We start from the raw sequence: 20193 nt of genomic DNA on the forward strand, positions 1-20193 counted from the left end.
GACACCGAACCGCCCCTGCGTACGGCCTGGTTGATGGCCTGCGACCAGGTGGAGCGCGAGATGGCCGGGATTATCGCGAAGCGGCTCGGTCTCCCGGCCGACGACCTCCAGGTGCGCCTGCACGCGGCAGCGGCCTCCGCCGCCGTCCGCGTACTCAGCGAGCACATCGGCGCCGCCGCGCTGTGCGGTGACATTCCCGAGGACTTCGAAGGCGACGTGATCCGACGCGTGGCGCGGGCCGTGCGCGACGCCACCGGAGGAGCGGTCGGCGACGTGGTCGGTGACGTGGTCGCCCCTGACGCGGCGGAAATCCCGCAGCCTCAGTCGACGCGGATCGAGGTGACCTCGTAGTGGACGGCCGAACTCATCGACAACCCGCGGCAGGTCAGCTGACTCGGTGGTGTGCGATGGGAACGGACCTCTACGTCGAGAGCCGCCGGACCAGGCGGGCGGCCGGCGATGCGGATTCGCCAGCGGTCGTCCTCGCGGGACGTCTCGACGATCGCGTAGTCATGCCGGCCGGCCGGGCCGAAGCGCCCGATCACGGCTGCGACCGCGGCCTGCTGCGGCGGGAAGAGATCCGTGTATCCGCGCAGATGCTCCGCGTGGATACGGCCGGTCAGGTGCCCTTCGACCGCTGCCACGGACGATCCGGCATCGAGATTGCCGTAGTAGACACCGTCGGGCGCGACAACGACGTTGGCGGCGAACCTGTCGCCGCCCACGTGGGTGCATTCCCACACCAGGTTCGGCCAGCGCTCGCTCAGGGCGCGCCCCACAGGACGGCCGCGCACGGCGCAACAGGTGTCGTGCTGACCGTGGGCGCAGACGAGAACGACGGGCGGACGGTCGAGCTCTCCGGGGGCGCCGAGGGCATCGACGATCTGCGCCAAGTCCTCGTCGCGGCTCCACGTGCCCCATTGCTGGCGGTGGGCGCCGGAGCTGTCGTAGCGCAGTACGGCCCAGCGCCTGGGGCCCTCGGGACTGTGGCGTCCGTGCCGCCTGATCAGAAGCATCCGTGCCCGCACCGCCTGGGCGGCGGAGAACACCAGGTCTTTGGTCGCAGGATCGAGAGCGAGGCCGTCGAAACCGTTGGGCGGCCAGCCGCCCCGGTACTCGATGAGGATCCAGACAGAGCCGTACGGCGCTGTGCCCGCGAGCGAGTCGCCGCGTGTCCGGGCGGCCTCGGCGCAGAAGAAGCGCTCCGCCGCCGTCACCGCGGCCACGTCACTGTCCGGCGGGCACCAGCACACCCGCGCGCAACAGCCTCTCGACGAGGTCGACGCCGAGATCACCGGACATGTGGACCTCGCCGTCGAGCACACGGCTGACCGACGGCAGGTCAGCCTCCGGGAAGTCGAGCCAGCCCACGCGCGTGGCCAGGCGCCGGCCCTCAAGCCGCGCTTCAAGCGCCTCACGGAGCCGCACCGGTGAATGAGGACCCAGGCTGTCGACGGCCGCGAGCTGGGACAGCAGCCCCAGCGGCGCGGGGCGCCCCTGGCCTCGCCTGGCGCGGTGGAACAACGGCGCGGAATCGGCCTTGGTGAGGGCGGCGACGAGGTGTTCGCGGACGATGTCGATCTCACCCTCCGGCCCGTCCACGCCCAGGGGCAGTGTGCCGCGCATCCGGGGATCGTCGCGCAACGTCGCGAGTGCGGCCTTGACGAGCTGTTCGGCAAGGCCGTAGCGCGTCCAGCCGTGGATCCCGAGCGTCAGATGGATCGAGACCTCGCCCTGCGCCCGCGCGGCATGCAGCCAGCCCCGCGGGAGGTAGAGAACGTCACCGGGCTCGAGAACGGTGTCGATGCAGGCCTCGCCCTTCGCGGCATCGGCGACTGCGTCGCGGCGATCGGTCCAGGGCTGGTCGCGCAGCGGGTCGGGATGGACCGGCTCATGGATGAGCCAGCGCTTTGTGCCGTCGATCTGCAGTACGAAGACGTCGTGTACGTCGTAGTGGCCGTCGAACCCGCGGTTCTGCGGCGGAGTGACGTAGGCATTGGCCTGCACCGGATGCCCCAGCTCCGTGCTCAGCAGGGCACTGAAGTCCGCGACAGGCCCCCACGTGCGCTGCAGAGCTTGCAGGACGAGCGTGGCGCCGTCGGCGAACTCGCGCCACAGAGCGGTGTCGTCGACCTGGTCGGCGATGGTGGCGCCGACACCGCCGGGCGCGGTGAACGACGAATCGGGGAGCGTGGAGCCGTTCTTGGCGACGCGGAGGAAAGGCGTACGCAACCCGCGACGCGAGACGAGTTCGTCCACGGCGTCGGCGGAGAACAGGTCGGAGAAGTCGCTCGCGCGGCGCGTGAGCAGCGCTGTGCGCGCCCAGACGTCGCGGGCGAACTCCTCCCGGCTCAGGCCGGTCAGACGTGTCTCCAGAACGCCGACGCCCGCTGTGGCGCCGACGTCCTGAAGCTCGGTCGGGGGAGCACTCAAACGCCGCTGCCGGACTCGTCGGCTCCGCCGTCGGCGCCGCCGTCGTGTACGCCGGGCTTGCCTGCTGCCCCGCCGTCCGCCGGGCCTTCGGCTCCGCCGTCCGCGCCGCCGTCGTGTACGCCGGGCTGGCCTGCCGCTCCGCCGTCCGCGGGGCCTTCGGCTCCGCCGTCCGCGCCGCCGTCATGGACGCCGGGGGTGCCCGCCGCTCCGCCGTCCGCCGGGCCTTCCTGCTGGTTCGGATCCTGCTCGGGGTTGGACATGATGCCTCCTGAGAATCGAACGGCTGGGATCGGGCGCACCCTCAAGACAGGGCCCTGTCTGCTTCCACCAAGCTCGCTCACGCGATGGGGGTCGGCAACCTGAAGGGATCACGGGGCGCCCGGTCGGCTTCTCGGGTCGACGGTCGACGGTCGGCGGCCGGCAGTCGCCGGCGAGGCCACCGTCAGCTCTGGGTGAGCACGACGTCCTGCCGCTTCGCGGCGTGGAAGCGGGGCAGTGGGAGACCGCCGCCCGAGTCCAGTTCCATCACGGAGGCCTCGACGTGGCTGACGCCCGGCTTGAGGGCGGCGGGCGAAGGGCGTCCCGTGTTGGTCCAGGCGTGCTGCTCGCCGTCGCAGATCGCACGGGTGCCGCCGATGCCGTACCGGACGGTGCCATTGCCCTGGGTCAGGGAGGAGGACACGAAGACGGGGCCAGTGCCGCCGGTGCACCGGTAGGTGCCGGAGAGGGTGACGGTGCCGTCCGGGGCGATGCGGCCTGTGGGGGCGACGGTCACCGTCTCGTACGGGTCGGCGAACGCATCGGCGGCGGGTGCGGTGCACAGCAACAGTGAAGCGGTGAAGACCATGGTGGCCTTACGCGATGACATGGGGCCTCTTGGGGTGAGGGGAGACGGAACTCGAAGTTCCGTCAACAGCGGGCCTGGTGGAACAGCGAACCCCGGTTGCCGGAGGGGAGTACCTCCTGGCAACCGGGGCAGCGACGAGCGGGAGGCACGCGGTCACCGCCGTCTCGCCGCCACGTCAGTTCATCCGTTGGCTGTGCCGTTTCCGGAGAGCGCCGGAACGTCGTTGACGAGGTGCGACAGCGGCTCGTCGCCCTTGGACTGCGTGGAGTTCTCGGCGCACTGCTGGTTCTGAGGCGCCGAAAGGACCGGAATGTCCTGCGCGGCGACCGGTACGAGAATGCCGACCAGGGAGCCCACGTTCGCCTTGACGGGCACACCGGCGCAGAGCTTGTTCAACGAGCCCTGGATCGCGGCACCCTGGAGGCTCTGGTCGCCGTGGGTGGCGCTGTTGCCGAAGGCCTCCTCGGCGTTGTTGCCACTGGCGCTGGTGGTGCCGTCGTCGTCGCCGATGGCGGCCGCGCCACCGGCGCTGCCGACCAGGGAGAGGGCGGCAAGGCTGAGAGCCAGCGGGAAGGTACGGGTTCGCATGTCACTCCACTACGAAAATTTGGTTGAGGACATGAATCAATACAGCGCCAAGGCCTTGAGGCCGGACATATTCGCCCATTGGCAGAGTGTCGGCGGAGCGGGGCTGACGGCAGGGCAGGAAAGCGTATGAGCACAGTAGGGCGAGCCGGCCTCGGCGCTCGCCGGGCTGCGTGAAACGCGTCGCCGCACTGGCCGATGACTTCTGACCAGTGCGGCGTGTGCCCGGGGTGACGGCGCACAGCGTCGTCAGCGGACGTACGGGACAGCGAATCCCGCGATGTGTCGACTACGAGTAGACGACGCAGACGTTGGGAACGTAACCCACGGTGCCGCGGTAGTTGGCCTTGCGCCAGCCGTTGTACTTGTCGATTCCACACACGTTCTTGTACGAGCCGCCGGTGGTGCCCGAGATGTCGCAGCCCTTGGCACCCTTGGGCCACGTGCCGAGGATGGTGGCCTTGGTGGTGGCCGACTTGCGGATGTTGAGGGTGCTGAGCGACTTGAGGCTCTTGCACTTCGCGGCGGTCGTGGTGGCCGCGGTGCCGCTCTGTGCGGTCGTCGTGGCGGAGGCCGCCGGTATGAATCCGGCCAGCGACAGAGCCGTGACGACCGCAGGAACGATGAGACGCTTCTTCAAAAGGGTGCTCCAGTTCTGATGTGCCCATGCTTGTACCTGTGTTCAAGCCCGAGGGCGCGGGACGATCTTATGTGTACCTGTCACACGCGCGGGAACCGCAGGGGGCGCATCCTCGCCGGCGGCGGGTCATGATGGCTTCGTGGCGACAGAGGACGTGCAGTGCACCGAAGACGGCCATTTCGTCATCATCAAGGGGCGACGCTGGCGGGCCACCGACCCCCGCCTGCCCCACGGAGTGGAAGAGCGCCTGACCCACCACCTGATGTCAGCCCGTCGGGCCGTGGCCGCCGCGGGCGACGACGAAGACGCACGGAAAGCGGCCCGAGCCCGCGTGCAGCTCGCGAAGACAGGACTGGGGGAGCGCGGCACAGCCTGGTGGGAACAGACCCTGACCGAACGGCGCCGACGCTGGAACGACTGCCTGCACCGACTGGAACAATGAGGGTGCTCTCTCCTGAAGCGGACCGGTTCGCCCTACGTGGACGCCTCCGCGCGCTCCTTCACGTACACATTGCGCGCATCGATGAGCCTGTGCATGTACCGGCCGAGCGCCACCGCCTCCACACCCGCTCCCAGCAGGCCGAACGGCGCCGCGAATTCGATCACGTCGCGCATCACCGTGCCCCCGCGCCCGTCCGGTGCGAAGTGGTGCGTGTGGTGCCACCGCTTGAACGGCCCGGCCACCTGCTCGTCCACGAATCCTTCGGGCCGCTCGTACGCGCTGATGCGTGAGGTCATCCGCCACCGCACACCGAAGTGCCGGGCCTGCCAGGTCACCGTGTCGCCGAGCGTCATACGTCCGGCGCGGACTCCGCCGACGATCCGCTCCCCGGAGTCGGCCATGGACGCGGTGTGCAGGTCCACGTCCAACGACAGGTCGAATACGGTCGCCGGAGACGCGGCGATGTGCGTGACGGTCTCGAAGCGCTTCATGCCGGGATGCTCGCACGAGCACTCGGCGCGAGGATCAACGGCCTGTCACTCCCGCCCGGCTCCTTGCACGAACCCGATCGATGGACCATGCACCCAGGCCGACCACCACGGCCGCTCCGGCCGCGTAGACGGGCAGCCACAGGGTCGTCGTGGCCGACAAGCAGTCGGCGATCGCCTCATGGCTCCGGACATCCTGTGCCTGAGCCAGGGCGGCTCCGTCGCGGCCGGTCAGGTTCGCGAGAGCCGCCTCCGTCCGGATGCTCTCGTACGTGCCCAGCGCATCGCAGCTGTCGCGAGTGCCCGGCATCGGAAACAGCCATGCCCAGCGCTGCAGCATGGGGGCCAGAGTGATCGCCACACACAGGCCGACCACCAGCGAATACGCCGTCAGGTTCCGTGCGTACGAGGATCGGAGGCCGGGCGTCCACATCGGCAGGCGGTAGAAGGAGAAGATCACCGCGAGGAGCGTCGCCCCGACGTACGTGGCGAACCACTGCCAGGAACCCTGCGCGAGCATGGCCGTCAGCACGGCGGCGAGCGCGATGCCGATGACCCCCGGCTGGGCGGAAGAGTCAGGGCCCGCCGGCCCTGTGGACGCCGCCGACCTTCTGGCGCCTCGACTGCTGTGATCGTCCATGGTGCTCCCGCCTGGTCCGGCCGTCAGTATCCAGGCGCGTCGTGCCGTCGGCCCGAAGCCATACCGGACCGGCGCGGAAGCCTGGCCCGGTTGGCGGGGCTCCCGGTCGGCTCCGGTCGTCTTCCGGGGTGCCGAACGCGGCGCCGGACGACGGCAGGTGATCGTGCGTCAAAGGCCGTTGTCAGTGCCTACCCATAGAGTGAAATCAGTCGGGAAGCCCTCGAAGAAGGAGCAGAAACATGTCCGCCAACATGATCCAGCACAAGGTGAATCACGTGGCGCTGGTAGTGGACTGTTCGGGTTCCATGCGTCCGCACCAGAATCAGCTCATCCGCGTCGTGGACGAGTTCGTGGCGGGGCTGAAAGCTGAATCGGACAGCCTCGGCCACGAGACCCGAATCAGCCTTTACTCCTTCGACCACCGGGTGGAGAACCTGGTGTGGGACATGGACGTGAAACACCTGCCGTCCATGCGGGGTCTGTACCAGGTCAACAATGGTGCTACGGCGCTCATTGAGGCTTCGCTGAAGTCCCTGGCCGACCTGGAACACATATGGGAGGAATACGGCGAGCACAGCTTCCTCCAGATAGTGGTGACGGACGGCGAGGAGAACGCCTCCGGCGGCAACAGGCGGCACGACGGCGACATGACCATCCTCGGACCCTGGCTGGACAAGATCGCGGCGAAGATGGGCGGGCTCCCTGGCCACTGGACCTCGGCGATCCTCGTTCCGAATTCCCTGGCCAAGCGGACCGCCCAGAACTACGGCTTCCCGGCCGGAAACATAGCCATCTGGGACGCGGATTCCCAGGAGGGCGTCGAGGAGGCGATAGGTACCGTACGTGCGGCCGCCACCAGCTTCCTCCGGGCCCGCGAGCAGGGTGTGCGCGGAACGAAGAATCTGTTCGCCGTCGGTCAGGACATATCGATTGACGAAGTGCGGGCGAATCTCGAACCGATTCCGGCCGACATGTACCGGCTCCTCAAGGTCGACAAGGAGATCGAGATCCGCCCCTTCGTCGATTCACATCCGGGTGTGGCGTACGAACGCGGTGCTTGCTACTACCAATTGGGCGCCCGCGCTCAGGTCCAGCCGAACAAGGAAGTCATCGTCGTCGAGAAGGACACCGATCGCGCCTATACGGGAGACGCGGCGCGCAGCCTTCTGTTCGGTTCGGGTATTCAGGGAACCGTCTCGGTGAAGGCGGGCAACAATCCCAAGTTGGAGGTCTATGTGCAGAGCCGCTCGGTGAACAGGAAGCTCAAGCCGAAGACGCGTCTGCTCATCATGCTCTGAGACGCCCGACCCCTCCTCCCTCCTGCCCCTCGACCGAGTCCCGCTGTCCGGTCGAACCGGCCCCGTTCGCGCGCTACATCTGACCACGACCTGGACCTGACCCGTTGGCGTCTTGGCGTCTTGGCGTCTTGCAAAATATATAGACCGGTCTAGTCTTCACTCGTGAAGGAAACTGAGGGAGCCAAGGAAGCCGAGGGGGCCAGACACGCACTGGTCCTTGGCGCGAGCGGATTCATCGGACGCCATGTCGTACTCGCGCTCGGCCGGACCGGCGTCCGGGTGAGCGCGGCCGGTCGGAGTGAGGAGTCCTACCGGCGGTTGGTCCGGTGGCTGGCCCGGCACGGGCACGACCAGGCCCCGGCCGACCTCAGGGTCGATTTCACCAAGGCGCCGCTGATCCAGGGCGAGTTCGACGACATCACCGAGATCTACAACTGCGCCGGGGCGTACCGGTTCGGGATGGCGGTGGACGAGGCCCGTCGCGCCAACGTCGACAGTGTCCGCGCGGTCGTCGCGTTCGCGGCGCGGCAACCGAGCCTGCGGCGCTTGGTCCAGGTCTCCGGTTACCGCGTGGGCGGTCAGGCCTCCGTCTTGTGGAGCGACGAGCAACGACGTTCGAAGTACCGGGAGTTGGGTGCCTACGAGGCATCCCGGGTCGAGGCGGACGTCGTGTTCCAGGTCGAGGCGGCACAGGCGGGCGTTCCCTGGACCATCGTGAACCCGCCCAGCGTGATCGGAGACAGTGTCACCGGGGAGTCCGACCAGTACCTGGGACTTGCCGCCAACCTGAAAGACCTCTGGCAGGGCTCACTCGCGGCGCTGCCGGGAAACGGCCGGACCTTTGTCCCCGTGGTCGCCGCCGACCACCTCGCCCGGTTCATGACCCTGCTCCCGATGGACGAGGCCACCCGACAGACCGCGTACTGGCCGCTGGCCGACGACACGCCCGCACTGCCCAACCTGCTCACGCTCATCGCGGAGCACTACGGCGTCAAGGCGCCCCGGACACGTATCCCGGTGCCCCTGCTCAAGCGGCTGCCCCGCCGCCTCACCAAGGCCGATCCGGAGACCCTGACGTTCCTGTCGACCGACCGCTACCCGACCGATCCCGCCCATGCCTTCGCCGCCCGGCACGGGCTGACCGTGCCGGACACCGTCACGACGATCCGCCGCTGGGCCGACCATCTGGCGGCTCACCGCTTCGGCGACGTCCCCGCAGGTGACAGGCGGTTCACCGCACCGGGCGGAATACGCACGTTCGAGCTCGGTGACGCGAGCGCCCCCACGGTGGTGCTGCCCGGTCTTCCGGTCAACGCCGACACCTGGGCACCGGCCGTCGCGGCGCTCGGACACGCCCGCGCCGTCGACCTGCCGGGCCTGGGGATGAGTACGGGACGCCACGAGGACTGGCCGGACTGGCTGAGCGCACTGGTGACGGAGACCGGTGCCCGTCATCTGGTGGGCCACTCCATCGGCGCCGCGGCCGCCGTCGAGGCCGCAATCTCCCATCCCGGCGTGGTCGACCAACTCACCCTCGTAGCACCGTTCTTCCTGCAGCAGTCCCCGGCGCGCATGCTCAAGTGGACGCCCCTGACACGCCAGTACCTGAGCCGGACGACGCCCGAAGCGCTCGCCGAACGACTGACCGGCACCACGGGCCACGCGGCCGCGCTCCGACCGGCTGTCGCGGACCTTCGCCGTGGCTCCGTCGCGGCCACCGTCGCCCGGCTCCTCGCCCTCGCCGCGAACCCACGGCGACGCGCTGACCTCAGGGCCAAGCTGCGGCGCTACCCAGGGCGTGTCCATGTCGTCGTGGGCTCCGACGATCCGCTCACCGCCGAGGGGCGGGCCCTCCTTGACACCCTGCCGCACGCCACCGTGACGGTGCTTGCCGACGCGGGCCACCATCCCCAGCTGACGCACGCGGAAGAAGTCGCCCGGGCCATCAGTCAGCCGAGCGGCTCTTAGGCCGCCGGGGCAGTTCATCCACGCAGGCCGGCTCCGCCGACGGGGGTGACCTCGATCCGCTCGGGCGGCCCTGCAAGGAGTGGCAGGGTTTGGCCGATCAGTTCCTTGGCACCGCTCGCGAACAGCGAGGCCGTGTGGTACGCCTCGCTGCTCCAGATCTCGGTGACCCACACCACGTCGTCCTCGCCGGGTGCGGTGTTGACGACGTACAGCTCGCATCCGGGAGCGGGCTTGAGCCCCCGTTCGGGTGCGATGCTCGCACAGGCTGCTGTCAGCAGAGAGGGTGGGCGGCGCGGGCGAGTCTTCCCAGGGCGTGGCGCTGCTCGTCCGTCCACCGCTTTGCCTGCTGGTGGTGCGTGGACACCACGCCGATCAGTGCGCCGTCCCCGGAGAGGACCGGTACTGAGGCGCACGCGCCCACCCCGGCCTCCTCCAGTACATCCAGCGCCGGGGTGCCGATGAAGAACGGGCAGGAGGCCACTTCCTCGACGAGGACCGGTGTGCGCTCCTGCGCTGCCAGACCGCATGCGGTCTCCTGGTCGGCCACGGTCTCGAAGTAGCTCAAGAACGGTTGGTGGAAGCCCTGTTGGGCCACGATCCGCAGTACGCCGCCCTCGGGCTCGTACAGCTGGGCATTGCCCATCGGCGCCCCGGTGATCTCGAACGCCGCCGACAGCGCAGCCGAGAGCACGGACAGCCGCAGGCGCCGCTCGTTCGCCGACAGCGGTGCCGTCGCCAGTTCCTGGACCATCCGCAGGCCCGCCACGTCCCCGCACACTCGCAGTGGGCGCAGTACCGCGCTATGGGCCCGCTCCACCACCAGGCTGCTGCCCGCGGCGGCGGCCCGCGTGTGGGCGTCCAGGAGCAGGGACACACCGGCCGTCCCGCAGAACGTCACCCGGCTCAGGTCCAGCAGGATGCGGGCGGTGGGTCGCTCGATGGCGCGGTGCAACTCGCGGGCCAGGACCGGCACGGAGTCGACATCCAGTTCACCGGCCACGTGGATGGTGACCTGGTCGTCCGCTCTGGCGACGCCGACCCGGACAGTCCGAGACGGCTGATCCCACTGGACGCCAACACCACCCCCAACGCCGATCCCGACGCCGGCCCGCAATCCGCCACCCGTGCCCGTGCCCATGTCCGCCCACGTTAGAGACGACGCCGCCCGGACCTGGGGCACTTCACCAGGCCGGTCCGTCATGGCATCGATTCGGCCAGGAACGCACATCTTCGTAGCTGTTTCCAGTCGTGTCGCTGTCCCCAACGACCACGGACCTGTCACACACGTGCGCGATCGAAGACCAGTTCACCTTCAATGAACGTCATCTTGACTTCGGTGGTGTGCACTTGAGTGATCTTCACTTCGAAGGGGTTCTGGCCGACGACGATGACGTCGGCGAGCATGCCCGGCTCGATGCGGCCCAGGCGGTTCGCCATGCCTTCCTGGCGTGCGGAGTTGACCGTGAACAGGTCGAAGGCCTGTTCCAGCGTGATGGCCTGGGACGCGCCGAAGGAGTCGGCGCTGCCCCCCGGCGCCTGCCGGGTGACGAGCGTTTCGATGGCGGACCACGGGTTCACCGACGGCACGACGCACCAGTCGGACCCCGCCACGACCAGTGCGCGGGCCTCGAGCATCTCGCGCACCGGCCAGACGCGTTCGATTGCTGATGGACCGACGGCGGCGGCGATGTCCGAGCAGATGGGGGAGGGCTGCCACAAGTAGGGAGAGACTTCGAACGTCGCGCCGATCTGCGACGCGCGCTCGATGTCGGACTTCGCCACGAACGTGCAGTGTCCTACGTTGTGCATGCAGGGGCCGTGGCCGTTTGCCGTGCGGGCGGCCTCGATGGCGTCAAGCGCTGCCCTGACCGCGGCATCGCCGGCCGCGTGGAACTTGACCGTGATGCCCATCCGGTCGAATCGGGTCACCGCCTGGTCGAGGACCGCCGGCGCGATCGCCAGCAGCCCGTGCCGGCCTGCCTCGGCATCCCGCCCCGCCACCGTGTCCGCGTAGGGCTCGATCATCGCCGCCGTGCGGCTGTCGGTCGGTACCCCGTCGAGGAAGATCTTCACGCAGTCGGGCGCGATATGGGCGCTCGCGTAGAAGTTCCGCGCAGCGATCACGTCTTCACACAGGGGGTCGTCGGGGGTCCACACCAGACTGAGACGCACCCGCTGCCCGACGGCTCCGCGCGCGGCGAGACGGGTGTAGGCACGCAGTTCGGCTCCCGGCCCGGCGGTGAACCCGACCGCGGCTTCGGTGAACGACGTGATCCCGTAGGAGAGCATCTCCTTGAGCGACCACTCCAGAGCCGCCTCCACTTCCTCGTCGGCCGGTTTGGGGGCCGAGGCGGCGAGCAGATCGGCGGCGGTCTCGCGCTGTATGCCGCTCGGATTGCCCGCGGCGTCCCGCTCGAAGATGCCGCCCGGCGGGTCAGGTGTGCCGGGTCCGATTCCGGCGGCCCTGAGTGCCGCGCTGTTCGCCCATGAACTGTGTCCGCTGGTGTCCTCCAGGATGACCGGATGGGCGGGGGAGACAACGTCGAGCACGGTCCGGTCCGGGATGGTGCCGAGCGCGGACGTGTCCCACTGCCCGCCGAGGACCCAGGTGCCGGGGGAGGCCCGAGAGACGTGCTCGGCCACGATGCGCAGGGTGTCGGCCAGGCTCGAACCCTGCGGGACTTTGCAGCGGCGTTCGCGGATCCCGGCGTAGATCGGGTGCACGTGCAGGTCGTGCAGGCCCGGCAGGACGGTGTCGCCTGCCAGGTCGACCACCCGCGTGTGCGGTCCGCGCCGTCGCTGTACGTCCTTGTCGCCGCCGACCGTTTCGATGACACCGGCGCGTACGGTGAGTCCCTCGGCCCAGCCCGACGATGTCCTGACGTGCCCACCCACCAGAATCGTGTCCGCGTACTGATCGGTCATGGCGCTCCACCTCCAGCTCGGCTTCAGCTCGGCTCTAACTCGGTGACCCAGGTGACCCAGGTGACTCAGCGGCGGTTGATGAATCCGGCGTCGACGGGCAGCGTGACACCGGTGACGTAGCGGGCCTCGTCCGATGCCAGCCACAGGACGGCATTCGACACGTCGACCGCTTCGATCGTGTCCACCGGAAGGGCGTTGGGCGCCGTCTCGGACAGAATCGCGTCCTGGGCGACGAACTCGGCGATGGCGGGGTCGGTCACCATGGGGGTGGCCACGCCGGTGGGGTGCACCGAGTTCACCCTGATGCTGTGCGGGGCGAGGTTGTTGGCGTACGTACGCATCAGCCCGACCACACCGTGTTTGGAGGCGGCGTAGCCGAGGCCGCCGTTGCTGCCCCCGCCGATACCGACAAGGCCGGCGGTGGAGCTGACGATCACGATCGAGCCGCCCTGCTCGGCGGCGACCATCGACGGGATGGCCACCTCGATGGTGTGGAAGGTACCGCTGAGGTTGATATCGATGGCGTCGTGCCACGCCTGCACCCTGTCCTCCACAAGGAGCGGCGCGATCCCGGCGTTGGCGACGACGACGTGGATCTGCCCGAACTCCGCGAGCCCGGCGTCGTACGCCTCCTGGAGGGAGTCCCGATCGCGTACGTCCGCCTGCCGCGCCACGACGCGGCGCCCGAGCGCCCGCACTTCCTCGACCGCCTCGGACAGGTCCTCCGGTGTCGACAGCGGGTAGGGCACGGTGTCGACCGACCGGCATATGTCCACGACGACCAAGTCGGCGCCCTCCTCCGCCATCCGATGAACGTGGGCGCGCCCGAGCCCTCCCGCCGCACCGGTCACGAAGGCCACCTTGCCGTCAAGGCGCCCCTTCGGTCCCTGAGTTTCCTTGGTCCGCCGGTAGCCGTTGTGCGGGGTCATGTTGGTGATGTACCGCGCGGTGGTCGGCTTGGCCAGGGCGGAATCGGAGCGACTGCCGTGCGCCGACTCCTGCGCGCGGACGGCCCGCTCCGTGCTCCGTCCCGCGAAGAGGCCGGACCGACCGGAAATCCAGGCCGTCGACGCCGGGATATGATCTTCAGCCCGGAGCTCGGAGTAAGTCATGCAGGGAGTGCTCACCGGATTCGCGGTGATCGCCGTCGTCATCGCGGTCGGCTACTTCCTCGGGCTCCGCGGGCACTTGGGCAAAGACGGCCGGACGGTCCTGACCTCGCTCGCCTTCAACGTGGCCACACCCGCCCTGCTCTTCACCACCCTGGCAGGCGCCGACCTGTCGGTCATCCTCTCCGAGCGCCTCCTCGTGACTGCGGCAAGCACCGCCGCCGTAGCCGCCGTCTTCATCACCATCGGGGCCCTACGAGGCTGGGGCACGGGGCAGATCACCATCGGCGCCCTGTGCTCCAGCTACGTCAACGCGGGCAACCTCGGTATCCCGATCGCCGTGTACGTGCTGGGAGATGCCTCGCTCGTCGCCCCGATCCTGCTCTTCCAGCAGATCATCGTCACCCCGCTGGCCCTCACCGTCCTCGACCTGAACAGGCCCGGCGAGCCGACGCCCCTCTGGCGGCGCCTGACCACACCACTCCGCAACCCGACGGCGGTCGGTTCCCTGACGGGCGTCGCCGTGGCCTGCACGGGCTGGACCATCCCGCAGCCGGCCCTCGAACCTCTCGTCCTCATCGGCAACATGTCCGTCCCCGCGGTTCTGCTGGCCTTCGGGATCTCCCTGCGGGGCAGCGGACTGCCCGCCCGTGGAAACAACCGGCCCGCGATCGTGCTCTCCACCGTCCTCAAGACGGTCGCCCAGCCCCTCGTCGCCTGGGGGCTCGGCGCGGGACTCTTCCACCTGCACGGCACGGAACTGCTCGCCGTCGTCGTGACCGCGGCCCTGCCTGCCGCCCAGAACCTCTACACGTACGCCTCGCAGTACCGCGTGGCCGAACAACTCGCCCGCGAATCCATACTGCTGTCCACACTCGCCTCCGTACCGGTACTGATCACCATCGCCGCCCTCCTCGGTTAGCTGTTCAGGACGGTTCGGCCGGCGCCAGTCGGTACGCGTTCCCCTCACGCCGTACGTGTCCGGCGGTCGGCGGCGGAAAGTGGCTGCCGAGCAGGAGCGTCGACGTGCCGGCGAGCGAGTCGAGAACCCGATCGCGGGTCTTGACGGCGAGTTCCGCGTCGATGTCCACGCAGCTGCAGAGCGCGGTATGCGACAGCTGGACCGGGTGGTGGATGCTGTCGCCGGTGACCAGCGCCCGCTCGCCCCCGCTGTTCAACTCGACCGCCACCTGACCCGGGGTGTGGCCGGGGGTGGGCAGCAGGCGGATGCCCGGCGCGATGTCCGTGCCGTCGTCCGCGACGTCGACCAGATCAAGCAGGCCCGCGTCGCGGACGGGGTGGACCGAGTCACGGAACATCTGCCGACGCGCTTCCTCCATGTCGACACCGGCCCAGTAGTCCCATTCGGTGCGTGCGGTGAGGTAGCGCGCGTTGGGGAAGGTGGGCACCCAGTCGTCGCCCTCAGCGCGGGTGTTCCACCCCACGTGATCGGTGTGGAGGTGGGTCATGACGACGAGGTCCACGCTCTCCGGCGCGAATCCCGCCGACCGAAGGCGCGTCACGTAGTCGCTGTTCAGGTCGTGCCACGCGGGATTGGCGCGCTGCTTTCCGTTGCCGATGCCGGTGTCGACCAGGACGCGCATGCCGTCGGCCTCGACGGCGAAGCTGTGGCTCGCCAGGCGGATGACGCCGTGGTCGTCGGCGAAGTCGGGGCGCAGCCAGGGCGTTCGGTTCACGATGTCGGCTGTCGCTCCGGGCAGGAGCCAGGGGCCGGTTTGGGCGGGCAGGGCTATTTCGTCGATACGCCGGACGACGTGGTCGCCGACGGTCCAGGCGGGGAGTGCGGAAGTGGACATGGTTGATCCTTCCCAAGCTAAAAGCAATCCGTTTGCGTTAAAGTCAACGTAGGTCGTAGGGTCGGTTAAAGCAAACCATTCGCTTTAGGTGCTCCGGGCCTCATACGCCTGTGCGCCACACAGACCCGGAAGGACGCAATGACCAGCGAGCTCACTCCCCAAGAGGCAGCCGTGTCGGCGCTGCGGGCGGGGCTGCCCCTCGCGGGCGACCGGCATGAAGGGGTGGCCGCGACGGCCAACCACATCCACTCCGTCATCACCACGCTGCGCGAGCTCGACTTCGGCGACACGCCTCCCGCGGCCTCCTACCGAGCCGGAGGGGAGAACACCGATGCAACCGTTTGAGCTCTCGCTCACCGAGGCCTCCCGCGCCGTGCGCGCGAGGGAGCTGTCTCCCGTCGAACTCACCGCATCCGTACTCGACCGCATCTCCGCGGTCGACGGACGACTCGGCGCCTACGTCACCGTCGCCGCGGACACGGCCCTGGCGGCGGCAGCCCGGGCGGAGAGGGAGATCACGGAGGGCGGGCCGCGCGGACCGCTGCACGGCATCCCCATGGGCCTGAAGGACCTGATCGATGCCGAGGGAATGCCCACCACGGCGAGTTCGGACGTCCGGTCCGGGCACGTCGCGGACCGTGACAGCCACGTGGCCGCACGCCTCGACGCCGCGGGGGCCGTCCTCCTGGGCAAGACGCACACCCACGAATTCGCCTACGGACTGACCACTCCGCAGACGAACAACGCATGGGACCACAGCCGTGTCGCCGGAGGGTCGAGCGGCGGCTCGGCGGTGGCGGTCGCCGCCGGTGGGGCGACGTACGCCCTGGGTACGGACACCGGCGGTTCCATCCGGGTGCCCGCCGCCCTGAACGGAGTCGTGGGCCTCAAACCGACCTACGGCCTCGTCTCCCGCTCCGGCGTGACCTCGCTCTCCTGGTCCCTGGACCACGTGGGCCCCCTCACCCGCACCGTGCGGGACGCGGCTCTCGTCCTCGCCGCGACAGCCGGCCACGACCCTCGCGATCCGGCGAGCGTGCCCGGACCCACGACGGACTACCTCGAAACGGGTGACTTGAGGGGCCTGAAGGTCGGGGTGCCCCGCAATCACTACTTCGACCGGGTCACGCCCGAGGTGGAGGAAGCCGTACGGAGCGCGATCGGGCGCCTGGCGGAGCTCGGGGCGGAGCTCGTCGACGTCGACATCCCGATGGCGCGCTACATCCAGGCCACACAGTGGGGTCTGATGGTCCCGGAGGCCACCGCCTACCACGAGCGGACATTGCGGACCACGGCCGACCTGTACGCGCCGGACGTCCGCATCCTTCTGGAGGCGGGCGAGCTCACCTCGGCGGGCGACTACCTCCGCGCCCAGCGTGCCCGCACCATGATGCGCGACGCCTGGGCCCGCATGTTCGAGGGGATCGATGTCCTCGCCGCGCCGACGGTGCCCATGACGGCTGCCGCGTCGGGCCAGGACACGGTCGAATGGGCCGATGGAACCGTCGAGGCCGTGTCCGACAGCTACGTCCGCCTCTCCGCACCGGCCAACATCACCGGCGTACCCGCCCTCACCCTTCCGGTCGGCCGCGGCCGCGACGGACTGCCGATCGGCATGCAGCTGATGGGGCGGCCCTTCCGGGACGCGACGGTGCTGCGTGTGGGCCGGGCCTACGAGGAGGCGGCGGCCGACACGGGGCAACTGGCACCGATGGCGACAGTGGCCTGAGAGGCTCGCGCGAGAAGCCTAGAAGCAACGGATTCGCATTAAGGTGGTCGGCATGAGCCCCAAGCCCATGACCCGCCCCGGCGGACGCAGCGCACGCGTGCAGGAGTCCGTCCATGCCGCTGTCCGCGAGCTCGTCGCCGAAGCGGGACGCGATGCGCTGACCGTCCCCATGGTGGCGGCCCGCGCGGGTGTGACCCCGTCCACCGTCTACCGTCGCTGGGGCGATCTGCAGGAACTCCTCTCCGACGTCGCGGTCGAGCGGCTGCGCCCGGAGACGGATCCCGCCGATCTCGGCAGCCTTCGGGCCGATCTCGACGCATGGGCGGAGCAGTTCCTCGACGAGATGGCGTCTCCGTCCGGGCGCGCCTACATCAGGGACGCGCTCCTCGGAGACCCGGAAGGCACCAACGCGGGACAGTGCTCCGCCTATGCGGCCGAGCAGATCGACGTCGTGCTCGACCGGGCGGCCCGGCGCGGCGAGCCGGTGCCCGACACGGAACTGATGATCGACGACGTCGTGGCGCCGATCATGTACCGCATCCTGTTCCGCCCGGGCCGCCTCGACGCCGCGTACGCGCGCGAGCTCGTGGCACACGCCCTGGACCGGATCTGACGCAGCCGTGTCAGGACTCCAGGTAGCGCAGCACCGCGAGCACCCGACGGCTGTAGCCGGTGGTGTGCGAAAGGTCGAGCTTGTCGAAGATCATGTTGAGGTTCTTCTCGACCGCGCTCAGTGAGATGTGCAGCTTCTGCGCGATGGCCGCGTTCGTATGGCCCTGCGCAAGCGCCTCGATGACGGTCCGCTCGCGGGGCGTGAGGCGCGAGAGGGGGTCGCTGTGCGTGGTGCGGACGACCAACTGCCGTACGACTTCGGGGTCGATGGCGGCGCCGCCCGCGTGGATCCGCTCCAGCGAGTCGAGGAACTCGTCGACCTGCGCGACACGGTCCTTGAGGAGATAGCCGACCCGCTCGACGTTCGAAGTGAACAGCTGTGCCGCGTAGTTGCGCTGCACGTACTGGGAGAGCACGAGCACGCCGACCCCGGGCCAGCGCTCGCGGATCTCCACCGCGGCGCGCAGCCCCTCGTCGGTGTGGGTCGGCGGCATCCGGATGTCGGTGACCACCACGTCCGGCTGCTGCGCCTCCACCTCCCGCAGCAGCGAGACCGCGTCACCCACCCCGGCGAGAACCTCGTGCCCCTCCTCGACGAGCAGTCGGATCAGCCCCTCTCGCAGCAGGGTCGAGTCCTCGGCGAGCATTACGCGCACGGCAGCTCCGCGGTGATGGTGGTGGGGCCCCCGGAGGGGCTGTGAACGTTCAGCCTGCCGTCGAGCGCGGCCACCCGGCTGCGCAGTCCGGTCAGACCGCTGCCCTCCGGGTCGGCACCGCCGACGCCGCTGTCGCGTATCAGGATGCCGAGGTACGTGTCGTACGCCCTGACGCTGACGAAGATGTCCTCGGCCGATGAGTGCTTGGCCGCGTTGGTCACGGCCTCCGACACGACGAAGTAGGCGGCCGTCTCGACGGGCGGCGGCAGCGGCCCGGCAACGTCGTACTCGATCCTCAACGGGATGCCGCACCGCTCGGACACCCCGCCGAGCGCCTCCTGGAGACCGAGGCTGTCGAGCGCCGACGGATAGACCCGCCAGGCCACTTCGCGCAGTTCGGTGAGGACTTCCTGGGACTCCTTGTGCGCCTGCTCCAGGAGGGCGTCCGCCTGCTCGGGAGCCTTGCTGCGGCGGGCCCTGCCGAGCAGCATGGCGAGCGCCACGAGGCGCTGCTGGACGCCGTCGTGCAGATCGCGCTCGACGCGGCGCCGCTCGGCGTCCACGGCCTGCACCACCGCGGCGCGGCTGGCGGCCAGTTCGTCGATGCGCCGCTCCAGGAGCTCGCGCTCGGACGGCCCGAAGCACTCGCGGGCCAGGCGGGTGTCCAGGGCGGCGAGCGACAAGAGGCCCTGTACGTCGAGGAAGAGCAGGGCGCCGCCGAGCACCACCTGGCCCAGGAGCTCCTGCCAGGTCAGCGTGGACCGGGCGACGCCCGCGGCGAGCAGCCCGGCCAGGATGACACCGAAGACGAGCAGCCCGACCACGACGCCGCACAGCAGTCCGGCGTACGTACGGGCCGCGAGGTAGCGCAGCACCTGCTGGTCGGAGGCGTGGTGCTCGGGGAACGAGTCGTGGAAGAAGACCGAGCGGCGCCTGCGTTCAAGGGCGGTGAGTCTGCGGGCCCCCGCGGTGAGCAGGGCGTGGGCCCGGCGGCGGGTGCGCGGCCACAGCAGGAAGGCGCCGAGCACGGCACCGGCAAGGACGAAGTACAACAGGCCGAGCAGGGCGGTGAAGCAGCTGACCAGGACACCGGTGCCCCTGAGGAGGAGCGTCGAAGGAAGACGGTCGGTGCCGTCCGTGCCTGCCGGGTCCCCCTCCACATCCTCCTCCACATCCCCTTCCACGCCCGCTGACATTAGTGCTGCCGCATCGTCGGGACAAGATCGCTCGGCTTGGGCGGGCAGGGGACGGGCGGTGGTCGCGTCGCCGGTCATCGCCGCGGGTCAGGACGTGCGGCGGTGCTGGGGCTGCGGCTGAGGCCGCTTCCTGGACCGGACGCGCCTGACCACGTAGGCGGCGATGGCGACGAGGGCCAGGACGAGGACGGCCTTGGAGAGGAAGCCGACGTAGGTCTCCACAGCGTCCCACTGGTCGCCGAGCCAGTAACCCGCCATCACGAGCACCGAGTTCCAGACCAGGCTGCCGAGGGCGGTCAGGGACAGGAAGACCGGCAGCGGCATACGCTCCACGCCTGCCGGGATCGAGATGAGGCTGCGGAAGATCGGCACCATGCGGCCGAGCAGGACGGCCTTCGTGCCGTGCTTGGCGAACCACTGCTCGGTGCGTTCCAGGTCGGAGCCCTTGACCAGCGGCAGCTTGGCCCAGATGGCGTGCATGCGCTCACGGCCGAACAGCACGCCGATCCAGTACAGGACGGCGGCGCCGACCACCGAACCGAGCGTGGTCCAGAACAGCGCGGACGTCAGGCTGATCACGCCCTGCCCGGCGGCGAAACCGGTCAGCGGCAGGATCACTTCGCTGGGCAGCGGCGGGAAGAGGTTCTCGAGGGCGATGGCGAGACCGGCTCCGGGGCCGCCCATCGCGTCCACGAGGTCGGCCGCCCAGCCCGCTATGCCGCCCGCGGGTTCCTGGGGGAGAGCGAGGGTCACGAGATCCATGCGGTTTCTCCAAGCTGGTGGAACGGCGGCTGCAGCACAGGCGCCG

At 69.5% G+C, this 20193-nt stretch carries 24 protein-coding genes; 8 read left to right on the forward strand and 16 right to left on the reverse strand.

Features of this window, described 5'->3' with window-relative positions:
- Positions 1 to 351, forward strand: a 351-nt coding sequence (locus tag ACWFRJ_RS44000) for an acyl-CoA-like ligand-binding transcription factor (protein WP_453544623.1), incomplete at its 5' end; no start/stop codon positions are given.
- Here ACWFRJ_RS44000 and ACWFRJ_RS44005 read toward each other — a convergent pair.
- The 6 genes from ACWFRJ_RS44005 to ACWFRJ_RS44030 all read right to left on the reverse strand — a co-directional run bounded on the left by ACWFRJ_RS44005 (position 321) and on the right by ACWFRJ_RS44030 (position 4505).
- A complete protein-coding gene (locus ACWFRJ_RS44005; RefSeq protein WP_453544718.1) occupies positions 321 to 1217 on the reverse strand; it encodes a sucrase ferredoxin in 897 nt (298 codons plus the stop codon). The two genes, ACWFRJ_RS44000 and ACWFRJ_RS44005, sit on opposite strands and share 31 nt — an antisense overlap.
- Before the next feature lie 10 nt (positions 1218 to 1227).
- A complete protein-coding gene (locus ACWFRJ_RS44010) occupies positions 1228 to 2433 on the reverse strand; it encodes a cupin domain-containing protein (protein WP_453544625.1) in 1206 nt (401 codons plus the stop codon).
- Positions 2430 to 2693, reverse strand: coding sequence for a BatC protein (locus ACWFRJ_RS44015; RefSeq protein WP_453544627.1), 264 nt, complete (start codon positions 2691 to 2693; stop codon positions 2430 to 2432). The genes ACWFRJ_RS44010 and ACWFRJ_RS44015 overlap by 4 nt, the downstream gene beginning before the upstream one ends.
- 182 nt (positions 2694 to 2875) lie before the next feature.
- Entirely contained in the window at positions 2876 to 3301 is a 426-nt protein-coding gene (locus ACWFRJ_RS44020; RefSeq protein ID WP_453544629.1) for a DUF6299 family protein, read from the reverse strand.
- A 159-nt stretch (positions 3302 to 3460) separates the two neighbouring features.
- Complete coding sequence (locus ACWFRJ_RS44025) at positions 3461 to 3868, reverse strand: rodlin (RefSeq protein ID WP_453544631.1); 408 nt, start codon at positions 3866 to 3868, stop codon at positions 3461 to 3463.
- A gap of 286 nt (positions 3869 to 4154) precedes the next feature.
- Positions 4155 to 4505, reverse strand: coding sequence for a hypothetical protein (locus ACWFRJ_RS44030; protein WP_453544633.1), 351 nt, complete (start codon positions 4503 to 4505; stop codon positions 4155 to 4157).
- A 139-nt stretch (positions 4506 to 4644) separates the two neighbouring features.
- On the opposite strand from ACWFRJ_RS44030, the gene ACWFRJ_RS44035 reads away from it, so the two are divergent.
- Positions 4645 to 4947 carry a hypothetical protein gene (locus tag ACWFRJ_RS44035; protein ID WP_453544635.1) on the forward strand — a complete coding sequence of 101 codons (303 nt, stop codon included), beginning with the start codon at positions 4645 to 4647 and terminating at the stop codon, positions 4945 to 4947.
- Between the two features lie 32 nt (positions 4948 to 4979).
- On the opposite strand, the gene ACWFRJ_RS44040 is transcribed toward ACWFRJ_RS44035, so the two are convergent.
- Together ACWFRJ_RS44040 and ACWFRJ_RS44045 are read right to left on the reverse strand one after the other, a co-directional pair.
- Positions 4980 to 5438, reverse strand: coding sequence for an SRPBCC family protein (locus tag ACWFRJ_RS44040; protein ID WP_453544637.1), 459 nt, complete (start codon positions 5436 to 5438; stop codon positions 4980 to 4982).
- A gap of 34 nt (positions 5439 to 5472) precedes the next feature.
- Positions 5473 to 6075 carry a hypothetical protein gene (locus tag ACWFRJ_RS44045; protein ID WP_453544639.1) on the reverse strand — a complete coding sequence of 201 codons (603 nt, stop codon included), beginning with the start codon at positions 6073 to 6075 and terminating at the stop codon, positions 5473 to 5475.
- Positions 6076 to 6314: 239 nt separating this feature from the next.
- On the opposite strand from ACWFRJ_RS44045, the gene ACWFRJ_RS44050 reads away from it, so the two are divergent.
- Positions 6315 to 7373, forward strand: a complete 1059-nt coding sequence (locus tag ACWFRJ_RS44050; RefSeq protein ID WP_453544641.1) for a VWA domain-containing protein — start codon at positions 6315 to 6317, stop codon at positions 7371 to 7373.
- Between the two features lie 162 nt (positions 7374 to 7535).
- Complete coding sequence (locus ACWFRJ_RS44055; protein WP_453544643.1) at positions 7536 to 9341, forward strand: alpha/beta fold hydrolase; 1806 nt, start codon at positions 7536 to 7538, stop codon at positions 9339 to 9341.
- A gap of 14 nt (positions 9342 to 9355) precedes the next feature.
- Here ACWFRJ_RS44055 and ACWFRJ_RS44060 read toward each other — a convergent pair whose 3' ends face one another.
- The 4 genes from ACWFRJ_RS44060 to ACWFRJ_RS44075 all read right to left on the reverse strand — a co-directional run bounded on the left by ACWFRJ_RS44060 (position 9356) and on the right by ACWFRJ_RS44075 (position 13378).
- A complete protein-coding gene (locus ACWFRJ_RS44060) occupies positions 9356 to 9514 on the reverse strand; it encodes a hypothetical protein (protein WP_453544645.1) in 159 nt (52 codons plus the stop codon).
- A gap of 98 nt (positions 9515 to 9612) precedes the next feature.
- Positions 9613 to 10479, reverse strand: coding sequence for an STAS domain-containing protein (locus ACWFRJ_RS44065; RefSeq protein ID WP_453544647.1), 867 nt, complete (start codon positions 10477 to 10479; stop codon positions 9613 to 9615).
- A gap of 140 nt (positions 10480 to 10619) precedes the next feature.
- Positions 10620 to 12266: an amidohydrolase gene (locus ACWFRJ_RS44070; RefSeq protein WP_453544649.1), complete on the reverse strand. Its 1647-nt coding sequence runs from the start codon at positions 12264 to 12266 to the stop codon at positions 10620 to 10622.
- A 65-nt stretch (positions 12267 to 12331) separates the two neighbouring features.
- Entirely contained in the window at positions 12332 to 13378 is a 1047-nt protein-coding gene (locus ACWFRJ_RS44075; protein ID WP_453544651.1) for a mycofactocin-coupled SDR family oxidoreductase, read from the reverse strand.
- Between ACWFRJ_RS44075 and ACWFRJ_RS44080 the strand changes: the two genes are divergently transcribed.
- Positions 13377 to 14297: an AEC family transporter gene (locus ACWFRJ_RS44080; protein ID WP_453544653.1), complete on the forward strand. Its 921-nt coding sequence runs from the start codon at positions 13377 to 13379 to the stop codon at positions 14295 to 14297. The two genes, ACWFRJ_RS44075 and ACWFRJ_RS44080, sit on opposite strands and share 2 nt — an antisense overlap.
- Before the next feature lie 4 nt (positions 14298 to 14301).
- On the opposite strand, the gene ACWFRJ_RS44085 is transcribed toward ACWFRJ_RS44080, so the two are convergent.
- Complete coding sequence (locus ACWFRJ_RS44085; RefSeq protein WP_453544655.1) at positions 14302 to 15192, reverse strand: MBL fold metallo-hydrolase; 891 nt, start codon at positions 15190 to 15192, stop codon at positions 14302 to 14304.
- Between the two features lie 138 nt (positions 15193 to 15330).
- Between ACWFRJ_RS44085 and ACWFRJ_RS44090 the strand changes: the two genes are divergently transcribed.
- The 3 genes from ACWFRJ_RS44090 to ACWFRJ_RS44100 are packed head-to-tail and all read left to right on the forward strand — an operon-like array spanning position 15331 to position 17534.
- Positions 15331 to 15537 carry a hypothetical protein gene (locus ACWFRJ_RS44090; protein ID WP_453544657.1) on the forward strand — a complete coding sequence of 69 codons (207 nt, stop codon included), beginning with the start codon at positions 15331 to 15333 and terminating at the stop codon, positions 15535 to 15537.
- Entirely contained in the window at positions 15524 to 16921 is a 1398-nt protein-coding gene (locus ACWFRJ_RS44095; protein WP_453544659.1) for an amidase, read from the forward strand. The genes ACWFRJ_RS44090 and ACWFRJ_RS44095 overlap by 14 nt, the downstream gene beginning before the upstream one ends.
- A 52-nt stretch (positions 16922 to 16973) precedes the next feature.
- A complete protein-coding gene (locus ACWFRJ_RS44100) occupies positions 16974 to 17534 on the forward strand; it encodes a TetR/AcrR family transcriptional regulator (RefSeq protein ID WP_453544661.1) in 561 nt (186 codons plus the stop codon).
- Positions 17535 to 17544: 10 nt separating this feature from the next.
- Here the strand turns inward: ACWFRJ_RS44100 and ACWFRJ_RS44105 are convergent, their stop codons facing one another.
- From ACWFRJ_RS44105 to ACWFRJ_RS44115, 3 genes are all read right to left on the reverse strand, one after another.
- A complete protein-coding gene (locus ACWFRJ_RS44105) occupies positions 17545 to 18180 on the reverse strand; it encodes a response regulator transcription factor (protein WP_453544720.1) in 636 nt (211 codons plus the stop codon).
- On the reverse strand, positions 18180 to 19373 hold the full coding sequence (locus ACWFRJ_RS44110; protein ID WP_453544663.1) for a sensor histidine kinase: 1194 nt from the start codon (positions 19371 to 19373) through the stop codon (positions 18180 to 18182). Before ACWFRJ_RS44110 ends, ACWFRJ_RS44105 begins: the two co-directional genes overlap by 1 nt.
- 99 nt (positions 19374 to 19472) lie before the next feature.
- Complete coding sequence (locus tag ACWFRJ_RS44115; protein WP_453544665.1) at positions 19473 to 20147, reverse strand: DedA family protein; 675 nt, start codon at positions 20145 to 20147, stop codon at positions 19473 to 19475.
- Positions 20148 to 20193 lie beyond the last annotated feature (46 nt).

The sequence above is a fragment of the Streptomyces sp. NPDC055239 genome, from assembly GCF_053606205.1.